18 protein-coding genes are annotated in these 15,302 nt (G+C 64.2%); 5 read left to right on the forward strand and 13 right to left on the reverse strand.

Annotated elements, in window-relative coordinates:
• Positions 1-44: 44 nt before the first annotated feature.
• The 7 genes from TFC3_RS36535 to TFC3_RS32370 all read right to left on the reverse strand — a co-directional run bounded on the left by TFC3_RS36535 (position 45) and on the right by TFC3_RS32370 (position 6,651).
• Positions 45-1,073, reverse strand: a complete 1,029-nt coding sequence (locus tag TFC3_RS36535) for a reverse transcriptase family protein (protein WP_153040576.1) — start codon at positions 1,071-1,073, stop codon at positions 45-47.
• 127 nt (positions 1,074-1,200) lie between these two features.
• Positions 1,201-1,893, reverse strand: coding sequence for a hypothetical protein (locus TFC3_RS37575; protein WP_153040577.1), 693 nt, complete (start codon positions 1,891-1,893; stop codon positions 1,201-1,203).
• 425 nt (positions 1,894-2,318) lie between these two features.
• The gene (locus tag TFC3_RS32355; RefSeq protein ID WP_153040578.1) at positions 2,319-3,086 is read right to left on the reverse strand and encodes a hypothetical protein; all 768 of its coding nucleotides are present in this window, start codon (positions 3,084-3,086) and stop codon (positions 2,319-2,321) included.
• A gap of 231 nt (positions 3,087-3,317) precedes the next feature.
• Positions 3,318-4,022 carry a hypothetical protein gene (locus TFC3_RS37580; protein WP_153040579.1) on the reverse strand — a complete coding sequence of 235 codons (705 nt, stop codon included), beginning with the start codon at positions 4,020-4,022 and terminating at the stop codon, positions 3,318-3,320.
• Positions 4,023-4,638: 616 nt separating this feature from the next.
• Positions 4,639-5,256, reverse strand: coding sequence for a PASTA domain-containing protein (locus TFC3_RS36540; RefSeq protein WP_161952717.1), 618 nt, complete (start codon positions 5,254-5,256; stop codon positions 4,639-4,641).
• A gap of 629 nt (positions 5,257-5,885) precedes the next feature.
• Positions 5,886-6,362: a hypothetical protein gene (locus tag TFC3_RS39810; protein WP_236718576.1), complete on the reverse strand. Its 477-nt coding sequence runs from the start codon at positions 6,360-6,362 to the stop codon at positions 5,886-5,888.
• A gap of 28 nt (positions 6,363-6,390) precedes the next feature.
• Positions 6,391-6,651 (reverse strand): hypothetical protein, encoded by a 261-nt coding sequence (locus TFC3_RS32370; protein ID WP_067509515.1) that lies wholly within the window; start codon positions 6,649-6,651, stop codon positions 6,391-6,393.
• A gap of 98 nt (positions 6,652-6,749) precedes the next feature.
• On the opposite strand from TFC3_RS32370, the gene TFC3_RS32375 reads away from it, so the two are divergent.
• Positions 6,750-7,343 carry a vancomycin high temperature exclusion protein gene (locus TFC3_RS32375; protein WP_236718577.1) on the forward strand — a complete coding sequence of 198 codons (594 nt, stop codon included), beginning with the start codon at positions 6,750-6,752 and terminating at the stop codon, positions 7,341-7,343.
• On the opposite strand, the gene soxR is transcribed toward TFC3_RS32375, so the two are convergent.
• Positions 7,327-7,776, reverse strand: coding sequence for a redox-sensitive transcriptional activator SoxR (gene soxR / locus TFC3_RS32380; RefSeq protein ID WP_067509519.1), 450 nt, complete (start codon positions 7,774-7,776; stop codon positions 7,327-7,329). The two genes, TFC3_RS32375 and soxR, sit on opposite strands and share 17 nt — an antisense overlap.
• Positions 7,777-7,815: 39 nt before the next feature.
• On the opposite strand from soxR, the gene TFC3_RS32385 reads away from it, so the two are divergent.
• Positions 7,816-8,484 carry a thiamine pyrophosphate-dependent enzyme gene (locus TFC3_RS32385; protein WP_067509521.1) on the forward strand — a complete coding sequence of 223 codons (669 nt, stop codon included), beginning with the start codon at positions 7,816-7,818 and terminating at the stop codon, positions 8,482-8,484.
• 2 nt (positions 8,485-8,486) lie between these two features.
• The gene (locus tag TFC3_RS32390) at positions 8,487-9,362 is read left to right on the forward strand and encodes a transketolase family protein (RefSeq protein WP_067509523.1); all 876 of its coding nucleotides are present in this window, start codon (positions 8,487-8,489) and stop codon (positions 9,360-9,362) included.
• On the opposite strand, the gene TFC3_RS32395 is transcribed toward TFC3_RS32390, so the two are convergent.
• Positions 9,348-9,785 (reverse strand): hypothetical protein, encoded by a 438-nt coding sequence (locus TFC3_RS32395; protein WP_067509525.1) that lies wholly within the window; start codon positions 9,783-9,785, stop codon positions 9,348-9,350. The two genes, TFC3_RS32390 and TFC3_RS32395, sit on opposite strands and share 15 nt — an antisense overlap.
• Before the next feature lie 59 nt (positions 9,786-9,844).
• On the reverse strand, positions 9,845-10,975 hold the full coding sequence (locus tag TFC3_RS32400) for an acetyl-CoA C-acyltransferase (protein WP_067509527.1): 1,131 nt from the start codon (positions 10,973-10,975) through the stop codon (positions 9,845-9,847).
• A gap of 36 nt (positions 10,976-11,011) precedes the next feature.
• Between TFC3_RS32400 and TFC3_RS32405 the strand changes: the two genes are divergently transcribed.
• Positions 11,012-11,482 (forward strand): PH domain-containing protein, encoded by a 471-nt coding sequence (locus TFC3_RS32405; protein WP_082772702.1) that lies wholly within the window; start codon positions 11,012-11,014, stop codon positions 11,480-11,482.
• Here TFC3_RS32405 and TFC3_RS32410 read toward each other — a convergent pair.
• On the reverse strand, positions 11,424-12,326 hold the full coding sequence (locus TFC3_RS32410; protein WP_067509531.1) for a rhomboid family intramembrane serine protease: 903 nt from the start codon (positions 12,324-12,326) through the stop codon (positions 11,424-11,426). The genes TFC3_RS32405 and TFC3_RS32410 overlap by 59 nt on opposite strands.
• Positions 12,327-12,359: 33 nt before the next feature.
• Positions 12,360-12,884 carry a peptidylprolyl isomerase gene (locus TFC3_RS32415; RefSeq protein WP_067509533.1) on the reverse strand — a complete coding sequence of 175 codons (525 nt, stop codon included), beginning with the start codon at positions 12,882-12,884 and terminating at the stop codon, positions 12,360-12,362.
• A 127-nt stretch (positions 12,885-13,011) separates the two neighbouring features.
• On the opposite strand from TFC3_RS32415, the gene TFC3_RS32420 reads away from it, so the two are divergent.
• The gene (locus TFC3_RS32420) at positions 13,012-13,728 is read left to right on the forward strand and encodes a hypothetical protein (protein WP_067509964.1); all 717 of its coding nucleotides are present in this window, start codon (positions 13,012-13,014) and stop codon (positions 13,726-13,728) included.
• Positions 13,729-13,794: 66 nt separating this feature from the next.
• Here the strand turns inward: TFC3_RS32420 and eccB are convergent, their stop codons facing one another.
• Positions 13,795-15,264, reverse strand: a complete 1,470-nt coding sequence (gene eccB / locus TFC3_RS32425) for a type VII secretion protein EccB (protein WP_067509535.1) — start codon at positions 15,262-15,264, stop codon at positions 13,795-13,797.
• Positions 15,265-15,302: the final 38 nt, after the last annotated feature.

Here is a 15,302-nt window from a genome sequence, read left to right on the forward strand (position 1 = left end):
GGCGACGGGATGGCTGCACCGGAAAACACTTTTGTGCGGGGCCTCTAATAGTCAGGGCCTTCGGAGCCGTAAAGATCTTCTGCACTTTCGATAACTTGGTACTCACCGTAGTCATAATAGGCTTCTAAATCACGCGCCGACACGTACTGATCCGGTACCAACTCGTCTATTCGCCTTAACAGAGGATAGCCCAAATCCGGTTCAATCGATGCGATATAGCGGGCCCACCCACGCAGACGTTGCGGGAACATAGCCGCTGCTTCACCGCCAAAGTCCTCCATGTAGCACTCGTATCCGAACTTCTCAATTAAGTGAAAAGTTCTGCGCATCTCGCGTCTGAGCGAACGAGGTACACGAGGCCTATCTGCCATTCCAACATATAGTCCGGTAACGTATTGACGCCCCCCTCGCCGCATGAATGCAGTCTTGTCCACATTAATGGACCACCCCGAATTGTTGAGAATTTCTGAGATAGCCTCAAAATGTTGATCATTTACATCGCCCGAGAAAGCTAGATCATCCACATAGCGGGTGAAAGATAGATTGTTTGCACGGGCATATTCGGAGAGGGCGTAATCAGTGCTTAGAAAGACAACGTTCGAAAGAAAGGGTGATGTACTTAGCCCAATTGGCAATCTTTGGAATACGGTGGCGAGGCTTACGACGAGCTCGGCAGCCTTCTCGTCACAACCTTGCTGGTCAAGTGCCCCCTGGAGCGTCGTTGAGCTAATGGACGGAAAGAAATCTTCCAGATCTACACGTAGGACACATGGTTTACCTAAGTGAGCACGAGCATTTGTAAGTGTCGAACGCCCGCGGACGAATCCATGTACGTGATCGGGCGGGCGGTACGGCAACAGTTCTAATAGGCTTCGGTAAAGATTCTTGCTAACGGAGTCAAGGAGTGGTCTGGGTTTTACAATCTCGCGGACGCCGCCACGCCTTTTACGGTGAGACTGAAGGCTGAAGACCTGAAGACCACCGCCTCGTAGCATCAAAGCAAGTTCTTCGAGTACTCGCGTCGGGTAGCCGATTGCACCGATAAGAATGTCTGCCGTGAGAACCAAGGTCAACACCTAAATTTAAAAGCCGAGCGGGGCTGTGTCCCCATGTATGCAAGAGCTATTTAGCAACGTACGCAGATCGCGCACCAGACTGACCACGGCCCCACTCGGCAACATAGCCTATCATGGCCCCGTGTCAGTGCAAAGGCGCTTTGCGGCTGGAGATGACGCCATGTTCCAGTGAATATAGGACAGACATATACGGCTCAACCTCACGTAAAGCGCGACAGACTCTGTTCGCTGGTTCTGTAGTATATTTGGCTTGAATCCATCTACTGACAGTCAACATAAGGTAATCGATGATTGCCATTGACATGGCTTGCTTCTTAGCGGCTACGGTGATCTCTAGTTGGGGCAGTTTAAGAGCGCGGCCGAGCTTTTCGATGGCTCGGCGCGTCGCCTTGGTCGGTAGATCTCCGAAGAACGTCTTCAGCATCTCATTCTCTTCGACCACACATGACAATTGGTCTAGATTGCGAAAACGGAGGAGAAGATCTCCCAACATCGTTTCGTACATATACTCTAACTGCTCCTTTTCACTGTAGCCAGCATAGGCACTGGACCTGTCAGTTACGTATACGTACGCCCTGAAATGAATATCTTGCATGAGATCGGAGAAGGGAACAGACACTTCAACCGGATCCGTCGAGGCGTGAAATCCATGCTCGCGAAACTTTTCAAAACTTGCGAGTCCCATTAAACTGCGTCGGGCAGAAAGGTTCCGATAGAGCTCCACGACTCTTTTGTCAACGTCCTCGAAATCCTCATCAATCTCGACTGCACCTAATATAAGCGGCTGCGACGGATTGCCGTTTCCCGACTCGTCCATGTATAGCTTCATCATTCTCCGAGGCGTCTAAGCAAGTTTTAGAACGAATAGCAGTGGATTCTTCCCCTCACATCCTCGTCCTGGCCTTGGCGCGGGGACAAGAAGTTGCGCTTCGCAGGCCGCTTGCCCCGTCTGAGCAGGGCCGCGCTGCGCGCGCCGCTCGGGATCGGACGCCCGGCCGCTTCGCTGGGCGCCGACCCGGCGGTTCCGGCCCTGCGACAGGCGCGAAACACGAAGAAGCCCTCGGACCGCTGAAAGGCCGGCATCAGTCCAAGGAATTCTGTCAGTGGCGGTACGGGGCCAAAATTCGTGCCTCCGGCGGGGAGCCTGGCGCTCCGGGATAGGTAGCGTCATCCCGTCAACCTTCGTCCAGGCGAAGCCGTGCGGACGAAGGCCGACGGGATAGTGGTAGGGGATGAACGCGTCTACTCGCGAGAAATTTTGCGATCGCCCCACTCTTCGGCAATGGCGGACCTCGCTATCTCGACTGCCTCGAGACCATCCCGCGAAACGCGGTCTAGCAAGATTGCATTCCTAATCGTCTTCATGAAAACGGGATAGGCTCTGTTGTGCAGTACCGCCATATGACCTGTTTCGTCTGGCTTGGAGAAAGCATCGAAGAAGAAGTTTTTGTCGATGCTGATGCATAGCATGTAGGCTTCCTTGGCGGTCTCAGCCACTCTGCCAAATGGATTCGCCAGCTCGGGAAGGCGACGGCTCAAACGCTCCAGCAGTTCGGCGGGCTCGTCTAGCTCCAGCGACATCATCAATCGGTGCCCTGTCTTGTCATCCTGAACACTTCGTAGAGATTCCTCGATCGCTTCCAAAGCTTCAACAGCGAAGAGGTAGTCATCACGATGATGCTCGTATCGCCGCGCCTGCTGCGCTCTCTGCTCTTCCAGTCGTCGGCGGTCCTGCTCGCGAACATCGGCCTCTGTTCGATCCTCTTGCTTGGAGGAGACGCGATCTCGCCGCTCCAGGCGGAGCACCATCCAGGCCACGAACAAGGTGGCGAAGACCCCTACGGCTGCGATGGCTGACTGCACAACATCACCTACAGGCATACGGCTAGCTTCGACCCGTACAGCAGCGAAGTACAGCAACGCGCCTAACTGCAACAAACCGAGGCGGACCGGATCAGGGGTTCTGACCTGTGCATCGATGCGCGTCCGACCTTGCTGCCGCGAATTCATAGGTTCAGGGCTCGGCCGGCGCTTGGTCGAGCACGCCCAGGGCCCCCCATTTCAGGGCGTCTCCAGGGCATTAGGGCATCTTCAGGGCGGCCGAGGACGGCCAATAGCATCTACCGTCGACCATCAACGCTGAGCTATGACCGCTGGTCACATACACCCCGATGGGCGCGACCTTGGGAGCGACGGACGAGTCGGCCTCTACGCCGGATACTGTTCGCTAGGTCGCCCGAGTCACTGACAAGCATCTAAATCTTCGATTTTGTACGGCAAGACGCCGGACTCCATTTGTTTCAGGAGCATTTCGTCAAATCCGGCCACGGGTATCTTGGCGCTTGCCGGGCCCGGCCCCGGTTCTGGTGACCGTTGCCGAAGGGTTCCCGCATCTCCGCGCCACCACCAGCCGTCTTGGTTATAAAAGTAGAGGGCCTCAATTTCCAAATACTCGTCTTTCGCGCTCTCAGGAGGCGACGGAAAAGAAATTGATGAGCACGGCGGAAGTTCGGGGAGTAGGTACCAGCGGTTATCTGCTCCAGAGTGCTCTCCTTCAAAAATCAACCAGTCTATGCCCGAAATGGAGCGATTTTGGACTTGGATCACCTCACCCGCCTTCGAGAATATTGACTTAGCCTCTTTCCCGCTAATCTCACGGAAGGTCACGCGCGAGGCAAGTGCTCGCACCGCCTGCTCCCTGGCTACCTCGTTCGTTCTTGCCTGGTCCCGCATAACGATCACAGCGACGGCCAATGCTGCTACCGAGGTCAAAAATCCCAATACCGTTAGTCCGTGCTGGAATGCCCTAGCCCAGGGGGGATCAAGTGCCCGCTGAGGAATCGGGGTTTCTTTATCACCGCGCGTGGATGGCTCTCCAAGTCGGGCTGGCACCAGGACCCCTGCGTTGTTCCGTACCCACGATCCAGCATTGTTGTCGATGTCCACCCTTGAGACTGTAGGTCCTCGGGCGGGAGGTGGTGACCTGCGGATGGGTCTACCAAGGACCATCGGGCATGTCGGTGTGGACCGTTAGAGGCGCGGACACCATGTCTGAATTCGTACGCGACCGTCGGTGAGCGCCTCGCGTGAACTTGACACGGAAGAGATCAAGCCTATGAAGTTTTAAGGTACGGGGACGGAACGCAGCGAGCGCGCCCGTTGGCGTGCCCGCTACGTGCCCGATACGGCGGCCAAGAGGCCGACCCGGCGGTCAACCACGGTCACCCCTAGGTGCCCTTGACGTGGAGAACAGCAGGTAGGCGATCTACGAACAGCACACGATCGACAATTCCTAAACCGTGTGTTGTGAGCGCGGCCTTGATCCATTGCGGGACGAGCAGCTTCAAGCTGTGCATGCCTACTTAGTAGTACTGCCGAATTCCTCTTTTTTGAATCAAGGCGCCGCGCAAACGCGGCGCGGCCGGACGCGCTCGGCCTGCTGGTGGCCTCCGCCCGGCATCGGGCCGGCGCACCGGCTAACCGGGTCAGGGCTTCGGATAGGACCATGCCTCCGGCGGGGGCGCTCTGGCTTCTGAGACGGGATGGCTTCGGGGGAAGAAGGTCAACACCACTTGGTGTGGCGGCACGGGTTCGGCCAGTTCACATCGGGCACCCGCAGGTCGGGATAGTCCGACCCGCCGCCGGAGTCGGTGGGCTTATAGTCCGCCACGGTAAGTGTGATCTGCGCACCCAGCTTCATGTGAGTTCCTGGCTTGGGCTTCTGCGCGACAATCGAGCCGAGCTTTTCGCGATCTCTCACCGCTCTGTAGGTGTACTTGATGCGCAAATGCGTCAGCGGATCAGAGAGATTGTCGGGCGGCATCGACCCGCGTAGGTCCGGCATCGGCTTCGTGTAGAACGCCAACTCGGTCTTCGTCGCTGCTGAGACAGCAATCGTAGTGCCAGGTCGTACCCGGCTTCCGGCGACTGGAAGGATCGTGAGGACGACTCCATCGTCCGGCCAATCACCCTCGCCGTAGATGTTTGTCGCTGAAGCCTTTAAGCCCTCAGCTTCCAACTGGTCATGCGCTTCGTCCAACGAACCGCCGACGAGGTCTGGCACAACAATCTGCTCGATGGCATGCGGCGCCACAGGCCACGGTACGAAGGGAACCCAACACGGTGCTGTTCCCGTGAGCCCGGCGAGAATACTTAGGAGCACGATTCGGACCTTCTTCACAGCCGCAAACGCTACTGAGCCAAGGTTCAATCGCGCGCTCTCTGTCACCTGTAAGTGGAGACATGAAACCGCACCGGATAGATGCATCAAAATAGTCCAGCGACCGTGGTCGTTTAAAGTTCGAGTCCTATGGTGCGTCGCTGTACAGCAGTGAAGGACAGCAACGCCAGTAACCGCATCGGCCGAGACCGGCCCCTGTCGCCCCGGCTGACCTCGTGCGTAGCTTGATCAAACCGGACTGCCGGGACTCCCTCGGTTCCGGGTCTACCTGGCGCCCTGGTCGATCTCGCCTTGACCCCTCATCTCAGGGCGTCTTCAGGGCGTCAGGGCGTCTCCAGAGCGTCTATGAGCATGCCCGGCGGCGGCTTCACATGAAGCCACTCGACGCAGCTACGACAAACGTACGGCAACCGAGGCGGCACTTCGAACGTTTCGCCTGGTCGGGTCGTTGCAGCACACGGTCTTGAAAACCGGTGAGGCGTTCCGCGTCTCCGTGGGTTCGAATCCCACGCCCTCCGCTTACCAATCACCTTCGCGAGCGCTCACGTCCGCGAACGCTCACCGTTGCGGGCGATTGGCTTCCCGCGCGCTTGGCGTCACGCGCGAAGGCGAGCCCTCATCCGGCTGCCTCAATCGTTGGCCGGGTCCTCACCCTGGATCGGGCGGTAGCACGCGGATCCGATGATGACCGCAAGTTGCTTCGGCGGGTTGCTGCTGGTGATGGAGGTGTTCAATCCGTTCTGCGGGTTGCGGCCGGCGATGGATCCACCGCCGTCCTTGAACGTCCGGTTCTCGCTGATCTCCCAGCCCTGGCTCTGCCACGCATCGGCGATGGCCTTCAGCGCGGCGGCGTGCTTGTCCGAAGCAAGTGGGATCGCGGCGAAGCCGGACGGGTTCCAACGCCCATCGTCGGCAGTTTCCCCGTTTCGGCCCTCGCAGGGAGCGCTGCGGTCAAGAAAATTCTTGAGTTCCCCGCCGGCGGCATCGGCGATCGCTTGAGCCTGATCTCGTACCGCTGTCGCGATCTCGGCTTTGGATTTGGTTTCCAATGGGGCCTCCTTGTCTGCTGGCTGGTCGCTGCTGCATGAGGTGGCCAGCAATGTCACGCCGAGGAGGACCGCCGTCAACGATCGGCTAGCGCGGTTTGTCATGAGGCGCCTTCCCATAGTCCAGCGCGACGCGGTCGTAGCTACCCACCACGATGGCCGCTTGGTTTCTCAGGCTCGTGGAGTTGGCATCGATCGTCAGCACGTCGCCGCCGAATCCGGGGTAGGGCGGTTCCGGGCCATGGGTGGACTTGTTCGCCATTTCGCCGATGTCATCGCCCCGGAACGAAATTTTGGCTGCGGCGTTCCTCCGGGCGGGCACCGAAATTGCCGTCAGCAGCGGCACCATAAGTGATTATGAGTTGCGGGCGCAGCCCCTGGTTGACCGGGCGCCATAGAGTCGGCTGGGTGAGGTTGAAGGCAACTCGTCGGCGTTTGGTCATTGCCGTGGGAGCCGTAATTGTTCTGGTCAGCGCTCCCTGGCTGTGGACCACAATCTCCGCCCAAGGCCACCTGTACGACGCAAGCGCCGCCCCCACCGCCGACGTCGTCATCGTGCTGGGCACCCAGGTTGCCGCGGATGGCCGTACCCCTGAAAATCGCCTCGCCGGACGGCTTCGGACGGCGGCAGCGCTTGTCACCAGCGGTAAGGCCGGCTCGGTTCTTGTTTCCGGCGATGGGGGTGGTGACTCGGGCGATGAGGCGAGCGTGATGACGTCCTACCTGGTTGACGAGCTCAAGGTGCCCAAGGACAAAGTCGCCGCTGATCCGTACGGGCTGGACACCTACGACACCTGCAAGCGCGCCAAGGACCTGTACGGCATCGACCGGGCCCTGATTGTCACGCAGTCCTACCACCTCTCGCGGGCAGTGACCGTGTGCCGGAGCCTGGGGCTGGACGTCGACGGGGTGCGGGCGCGCTGCGATGGGTGTGGGAAGTGGTTGCTGGCCGAGAAGGCTGTTCGGGACTACTTCGCCAGCGGTAAAGCGGCCTGGGATGTTGTCCGGCAGCGGCCCGCGAAGGTTACGACGGCGGGTTGATGATCAATTGGGGGCCGGGGCCGCGGGTGGCCAGGCGGTCCTTCGGGTTGATCAGGGTGCAGCGTTGCAGCGACAGGCAGCCGCAGCCGATGCAGCCGGTCAGCTGATCGCGCAGGCGTTCCATCACCTTGATGCGGTCCTCAAGTTTGCGGCGCCACCGGGCGGACAGCCGCGTCCAGTCGGCCTTGGTCGGGGTGCGGTTCTCGGGCAGGGTGGCCAGCGCAGCCCGGATCTCATCCAGGGAGACGCCGACCTGCTGGGCGATCCGGATGAACGCGATGCGCCGCAGCTCGTGACGTTCGTAGCGGCGCTGGTTTCCGGTGGTCCGGGTTGAGCGGATCAGGCCTTCGCGCTCGTAGAAACGCAGCGCGGACTGGGCGACGCCGCTTCGGGCCGACACGTCGCCGATGGTGAGCAGTTCCACCGCAGACATCCTTGAGTTGAAGTGAGGTTTAACTTGCAGGGTGAGCGTATGACTGTTACGGCTGCCCGGCCAGACCTGCTGAGCCGGATCACCGCTGATGCCAAGCATTCGCCGAGCGCTTGGTCCACATTCGACGTCTTGTGGGTACTCTACGATCGCGTCCTGCGCGTCTCGCCCGCCACTGTCGAAGCCCCCGACCGCGACCGCTTCCTGATGTCCAAGGGGCACGGGCCGGCCGCCTACTACGCGGTGCTCGCGGCGAAGGGCTTCATCCCGCAGAAGTGGCTCGACGACGTGGCCGGCGCGGCCAGCCGGCTCGGCCACCACCCTGATCGCGTGCTCATCCCGGGCGTGGAAGTCGGCACCGGATCGCTCGGGCACGGGCTCGGGCTGGCCGTCGGAACCGCCCTGGGCCTGCGCGCCCAGGGATATCTGCAGGCACGGACGTTTGTCCTGCTGGGCGATGCCGAGCTGGACGAGGGATCGAACCACGAAGCCATCGCGTACGCAGCAGCGGCCGGCGTTGACGTCACCGCCATCGTGATCGACAACCAGTCGTCAACGCACGGGTGGCCGGGCGGCATTGCGACCCGGTTCCACGGGTGGCGGGCGGCGCACGTGAACGGCCGTGATCACGAGGCGTTGGAGGCGGCGCTGAACCGGCGGGACCGGGGACCGTATGTGGTGGTAGCCGCCGTCGAGAAGAAGGGGAGCTGATCGTGCGGGAGACGTTCATCGCCACGACGACCGAGCTGCTGGCCGAGGATCCGCGGACCGCGCTCGTGCTGGCCGATATCTCGGCTGCGGCGTTCGAGCCGGCCCGGCGCCGCCATCCCGACCGGGTGCTCAACGTCGGGATCCGCGAGCAGCTGATGGCCGGTGTCGGGGGTGGGCTCGCGCTGACCGGGCTGCGACCGTATTTGCACTCGTACGCGCCTTTCCTCGTCGACCGCGCGTATGAGCAGCTCAAGCTCGACCTCGGGCACCAGGACGCGGGCGCCGTGCTGGTCAGCATCGGGGCCTCGTACGACGCCTCGGCCGAGGGGTACACGCATCAGTCGCCGGGTGATGTGGCGTTGCTGGACACGCTGGAGGGCTGGACCGTGCACGTACCCGGGCATGCCGATGAGGTGCCGGAGTTGCTGCGGGCGGCGGCCCGGCATGACGAGCGGGTGTACGTCCGGCTGTCCGAACAGCAGAACCGCTCGGCCTATCCGGGCACCGACCTCAAGGTGATCAAGCAGGGTCCGCGCGGCGCGGCGGTGGTGCTGGCGGTCGGGCCGGTGCTCGATGCGGTGCTGGACACCGGGCTCGATGTGACGGTGGCCTACACCAACACGCCGCGACCGTTGGACGTCAACCGGCTGCGCGAACTGGTGCACGACGAGATCGTCGTGGTGGAGCCCTACCTGGCCGGCACGTCCAGCGCTGCGGTGACGGCCGCGCTTTCACGCGTACCCCATCGGGCTCTGCATTTGGGGGTGAGCGCGGCCGAATATCGCAGCTATGGCACCCCGGCAGACCACGCCGCTTGGCATGGTCTGGACGCCGCCGGGCTGCGGCGGTCTCTTTCGGAGTTTCTAGGACGCGATTAGGCGGCGCTCGCGGAACACGTGCTTGAGCATGGCGTCGAAATGCCAGACCCGGTCGGGCTCGCCGGCGCGCAGCCGGAACCGTTCGCGCACCCCGTCGACCGCCGTGGCCGAGACCTCCATGGCGGATTGCCGCGGGTCGGGGTTCCACGAAACGTCGCTGAGATGGCGCAGGTTGGCGTTCAAATGCAAGCGCAGACGGCGCAGCACCCGGCTCTCGTGGGTGATGACCAGCCGGCGGTACGTCAGCACCATCAGGTACTCGCCGGACAGCGAACGGTCCGGGCTGACGCAGCGGGTCACCAGCGCTGTCGAGTCATCGGCGTCGACGCATCGGCGCACGACAGGCAGGTGCCGGCTCACGGTGGGGATGGGTACTCCGGCCTCGGCGGCGGCGGGCAGGAACGTACGGGAGAACACGTCCATGTGCCGTTTAACGTTCACCCCGCCGGGAAGGCAGCGGCCACGGGGAGATGAATGTCGAATTACAGCCTCTCAACAACTGTTGCGTTGGCCATCCCGCCGCCCTCGCACATGGTTTGCAGGCCGTAGCGGATCTCATGCTGTCGCATGTGGTGCAGCATCGTGGTCATGATCCGCGCTCCCGAGGCGCCCAGCGGATGACCCAGCGCGATGGCTCCACCCCGCGGGTTCAGCCGGGCCGGGTCGGCGCCGGTCTCGGCCAGCCAGGCCAGCGGGACCGGCGCAAACGCCTCGTTCACCTCATACACGCCGATGTCGTCGAGGCTGAGCCCGGCGCGGGCGAGCACCTTCGCGGTGGCCGGGATCGGCGCGGTCAGCATGATCACCGGGTCGTCCGCGGCCACGACAGCGGTGTGCACCCGGGCCAGCGGGCGCAACCCGTGCGCCGCGGCCCACCGCGACGTGGTGACCGCCAGCGCCGCGGCGCCGTCGGAGATCTGCGAGGCCGAACCCGCAGTGACGACCCCGCCGGGTGTGAACGGTGTCCTCAACGTGGCCAGCTTCTCGATCGTGGTGTCCCGCCGGATGCCCTCGTCGCGGATGACCTCGCCGACCGGCGTGATCTCGGCGTCGAACTCGCCGGCATCCTGCGCCTTCGCCGCGGCCGCGTGGCTGCCCAGCGCATAGTCGTCGAGCTGAGCCCGGGAGAAACCCCAGCGCTCGGCGATCATCTCGGCGCCGATGCCCTGGTTGAACGTGACGCCGTCGTAGCGCTGGTGCACCAGGGGCCCGTACGGATCCGCCCCGGCGGCGGCCGAGCCCAGCGGCACCCGGCTCATCGACTCGACGCCGCCGGCCACCACCAGGTCGGCTTGCCCGGAGATCACGGTCGCCGCGGCCACGTGCAGGGCCTGCTGGCTCGATCCACACTGGCGATCCATGGTCGTCGCGGGCACCGACTCTGGCCAGCCCGCAGCCAGCACGGCATTGCGGCCGATGTTCCATGACTGCTCACCGCCCTGCGAGACGCAGCCCCAGAGCACGTCCTCGACATCGGCCGGGTCCAGACCCGTACGTTCGGCTAGCGCGCGGAGCACCCCGGCGGAGAGATCAACCGGGTGGACACCGGAGAGACCGCCGTTGCGCCGCCCGACCGGAGTTCGCACCGCACCCACAATGACCGCATCGCGCATACCTCGAACGGTAGCCGGGCTGCCATAGTGGTGACCATGGCTGCTCAGCAATGGCGGGTCAAACCCGTGCTGCCGGTGACCAAGCTGCTCGGCGCGGTCGCCCTGATCGTGCTGGTGGTGGCGTTCGGCCGGGAAGATCCGATCCAGTGGGTGCTGGCGGCGGCGGTGGCTCTGGGCCTGGCCGGCTGGGCGCTGCGCGACCTGGTCCGGCCGGTGCGGTTGGCCGCCGATGCCACCGGGGTCACGCTGGTTGCCGGCTATCTGGCCCGGCGGCATCTGCCCTGGGCCCAGATCGAGCGGGTGCGGGTGGACCGGCGCGAACGCCGGGGCATCCGCAGCGAGCTTCTTGAGATCGACGCCGGTGACAGCCTGTATCTGCTCAGCGTCCACGAACTGGGCAGCGATCCGGAGGAAGTGGCCCAGGAGCTGGCCCGGTTGCGCGATCAGCCTATGCCGGCAGAGACATCGTCCGGATCACCGCTAAGACCACCAGCACCAGAAAAATAGCCGCCAGCCCGACGCCCTGCACCAGGTTGCGGCGCTGCCTCGGCGCGTACGCGATGGCCACCGCGGCCAGGAACCCGGCGATCAGCCCGCCGAAGTGACCGGGCACGGAGATGTTGCTGATCGTCAGCGTGAAGATCACGTTGATCACGATCACCGGCAGGATCGGGGCGATGCTCAGGTTGAGCCGTTTGAGCAGCACGAGCATCGCGGCCATCAACCCGAAAACCGCTGTGGACGCGCCGGCGGTCGGGGTGTTGGGGCCGGTGAAGAGGTACGCCGCCACGTTGCCACCGAAGCCGGCGAGCAGATAAAGCCCGGTGAAGCGCAGCGGGCCGAGGGCACCTTCGAGATCGCGGCCCAGGATCCACAGCGCGTACATGTTGAGCAGCAGGTGGATCACGCCGAAGTGCAGGAACATCGCGGTGAACAGGCGATACCACTCGCCGTTGCCCGCGATGCCCAGGTCGCCGAACGTGCTGTAGCTGACCACAGCACCCCAGTTGGTCAGCGGGGTGCCGTTGCCGAGCAGGCCGCCGAGGCCGCCGCCGGCCACCGCGTTGGCGTTGCCGGCCGACAGGATCGAGATGATCATGACCAGCACGTTGACGCCGATCAGCGTCTTGGTCGCCGTCCCGGACCGGCCGGCCGCGCTGCCGCCGAAAGCGGTGCGCGCCGGCCGTTGAGTGCGCCGCCCGGCGGCGACGCACTCCGGGCACTGATGGCCGACCGAAGCCGCGTTCATGCAGTCCGGGCAGATGGGCCGCTCGCAGCGGGTGCACCGGACATAAGTCTCCTTCGACGGATGCCGATAGCAGACGGGCGCCGTCACCGGAGACTCATTCATAGCTTCAACGGTACCTGGGGGTGGGTATCAACCTCAGGCCCGCTCGATCTCCACGCGCTCGATCACCACGTCGTCCTTGGGGCGGTCGCCCGGGCCGGTCGGGGTGCTGGCGATGGTGTCAACGATCTTGGCGGACTGCTCGTCGGCAACCGTGCCGAAGATCGTGTGCCGCCGGTTGAGGTGCGGGGTGGGGCTGACCGTGATGAAGAACTGCGAGCCGTTCGTGCCCGGCCCGGCGTTGGCCATCGCGAGCAGGTAGGGGCGGTCGAACTGCAGCTCCGGGTGGAACTCGTCGGCGAACTGGAAACCCGGGCCACCGCGGCCGGTGCCGGTCGGGTCGCCCATCTGGATCATGAAGTTCGCGATGACGCGGTGCGAGACCGTCCCGTCGTAGTACGGGCCGCTGCCCTTCTGGCCGGTGCGCGGGTCGACGTAGTCCTTGGTGCCCTCCGCGAGTTCCACGAAGTTGCGCACGGTCGCGGGCGCGTGATCGGGGAAGAGCTGGAGCCGGATCGGGCCGTGGTTGGTGTGCAGGGTGGCGTAAAGCTTGTCAGCCACGGGTACTCCTTCGGTGCGCAGGACAGTTCTTTGTTGTTCGGATCCTCCCCCATGTGTCTGAACCGGCTCCGTGGGGGTACCGAAGAAGGCAGCATGGACCCGGAAAGAACCACAGGAGGTGGCACTGGTGTTCGCAACTATGCGACGGAAGAACCGCAACGCGAAGATGAAGAGCGAGCTCACCCAGAGCGTTGATCACTTCAAGCGTGCGGCAACGCTCGCCGCTCAGGAGACCAGCGCGACCGTGGGGCCCAAGTTCTACGCCGCGAAGGAGCGGGTGCAGCCCGCTGCCACGCGGGCCAAGGACGCCGCTTCCTCCGGCTGGGGGAGCGCCGTTTCGACGCTGACCCCGCTGGTCACGGCGGCGACCGATGGCGCCAAGCAGGTCAGCAAGAAGACCGCGAAGGCCAGCGAGAAGGCGGCCAAGGCGAACGAGAAGGCTGCGAAGGCCAACAAGAAGGCGGCCAAGAGCGGCAAGAAGAACGCCAAGCAGCTCGAGAAGCGGGCGAACAAGGCGCTGGGCCGCAAGCAGGGTGGCGTGGGCCGCAAGCTGGCCGGCTTCGCGCTGGCCGGTGCCGCGGTCGGCGTGGCGGGCGCGTACTTCGTGCGCAAGCGCCGCACCGAGCAGTGGGACGAGTACGACCCCGCCGGCTCGATCGCCGCTTCGACCACCGGTTCCGACGACGCCGCGTTTGAGCCGGCCGACCTCGCGGGCCCCTCGGGCTTCGTGACGCCGGTGGGCGAGACCGAGCCGGTCATCCCGACCGGTGACGGCGACCAGACCTCCTCGGCGCTGCACAGTCCGAAGGTGGCCCGGCTCGCAAACGGCCAGAACGGCAACTGAACCCCCCGGTAGCGCAACACGACACGGCGGCCGGCCCAGCTCCTCGGGCAGGCCGCCGCGGTGTTGTCAGTTGGTGCCGGCGGCGTCCTCGGCTTCGGCGGACGCGTTCGACTGCCGTGCTCGTACCGGATCAAGCGAAGGCCCGGTGGGTAGCAGCGCAACCAGTTGTCCGGGGATGGCTTGCGGAGTGATGGTGCCGTAGCCCAGCTTGGCCAGGACGTCGCGGCTGGCCAGCGGATAGCTCAGCCCCGTGTCGGTGATGACGCTCACGGTGCCGCTGGCCGCCGGAGCGGTCGGCGAAGCCGCCGCAACCACCACCGCGCCCTTGCCGCGCGGCACCTGCACCCGGTCGGCCTGCACCCGCCCGGCGACCTTTGTTTTCTGCGCCACCGCGACGCCCGCTGGGACCGCCGGACCGATCCGGATGCTGATCGCGCCGTTGGAGCCACCGTCATAGTTCATGCAGACGCTGCCCGGCCCGTTGAGCAGCACCGGGAAAGCCGGCGGCAGGCCGTCCGCGTTCGCCTGGCTGACCAGCGAGGTCTTGGACTGCGCGAGGCTGCCGGCCAGGTTGACGTCGATCTCGCGCTGCGGATACGCCTCCGGGTCGGTCTGCATCAGCGCGGCCTGCACGTCGGTGAGGAACGCAATGCCGTCCTTGAGCACCACTGCCCACTGATCGGCCGTGCTGCCATCGCCGTGCACGCGCAGCAGCTGACCGACCTCGAACTCGGGGATGACGTCGGAACCATCGCCGAAGCCGGGGATCGCCGGGGCCTTCAAGTCGGGGCCGATCGGCACCGCGTTGATCCACGCCGAGGACACCGCGAGCGGCGCCGCGGTCCACTGGAAACGCGCCTGCGTCTGACGCAGCCGGTTGGCCGGGATCAGGAAACGCTTGTTGTTGTAGACCAGGAAGGTGCGCTCGGCGGTGTCGGCGACCAGCAGCCCGCGCAGCTCACTGCCCGGGGTGTCGGCACGTGGCACCGGCAGCAGAGTGCCATCGGTCACCGGCTTGCCCAGCGCCACCACACTCTGCGGTTCCGGCTGCGAACCCTCCGGTAGCTGCGAGCACACCGTCCAGGTGGCCGGCAGCAGCCCGCCCTTGGCCGCGGGCAGCGAGTCCGGTGCGTCTGGGATGCCCAGCGGGTCACCCAGCGGCACCTTGGCCAGGCTTTCGGGGGAAGCGCTCTTCAACTGCGGCGTGGGCGCATTCGCGATGAGCAGCCCCGACGCGTAGTTGAGCACCGGGTGCATCTTGTCGTCGGACTGCAGATAGACGAAGCGGGCGCCGGTGCCTTTTTCCAGCCACACCTTTGACTCGTCGCGCGCCTCAACCTTGTTGGTGCCCTTGAACAGTCCGTAGGCGGCGGCACCACCGACGGCCAGGGCGGCCACAACCAGGCTGACCAGCACGGTGGTCCCGGCCCGGCGCAGCGGCGAGCGGTGCGGGTCGGGGTCGTGCGACACCAGCGCGGCCACCACCCGCTGTTGCGAGTACTGGTACGAATGCAGCTGATCCTGCCGAGACGGCACGCGACTTCCCTCCCCAGGGTGACACCGCCACTGTAGAT

The organism is Actinoplanes sp. TFC3 (genome assembly GCF_001553785.1).
Classification (GTDB): domain Bacteria; phylum Actinomycetota; class Actinomycetes; order Mycobacteriales; family Micromonosporaceae; genus Actinoplanes.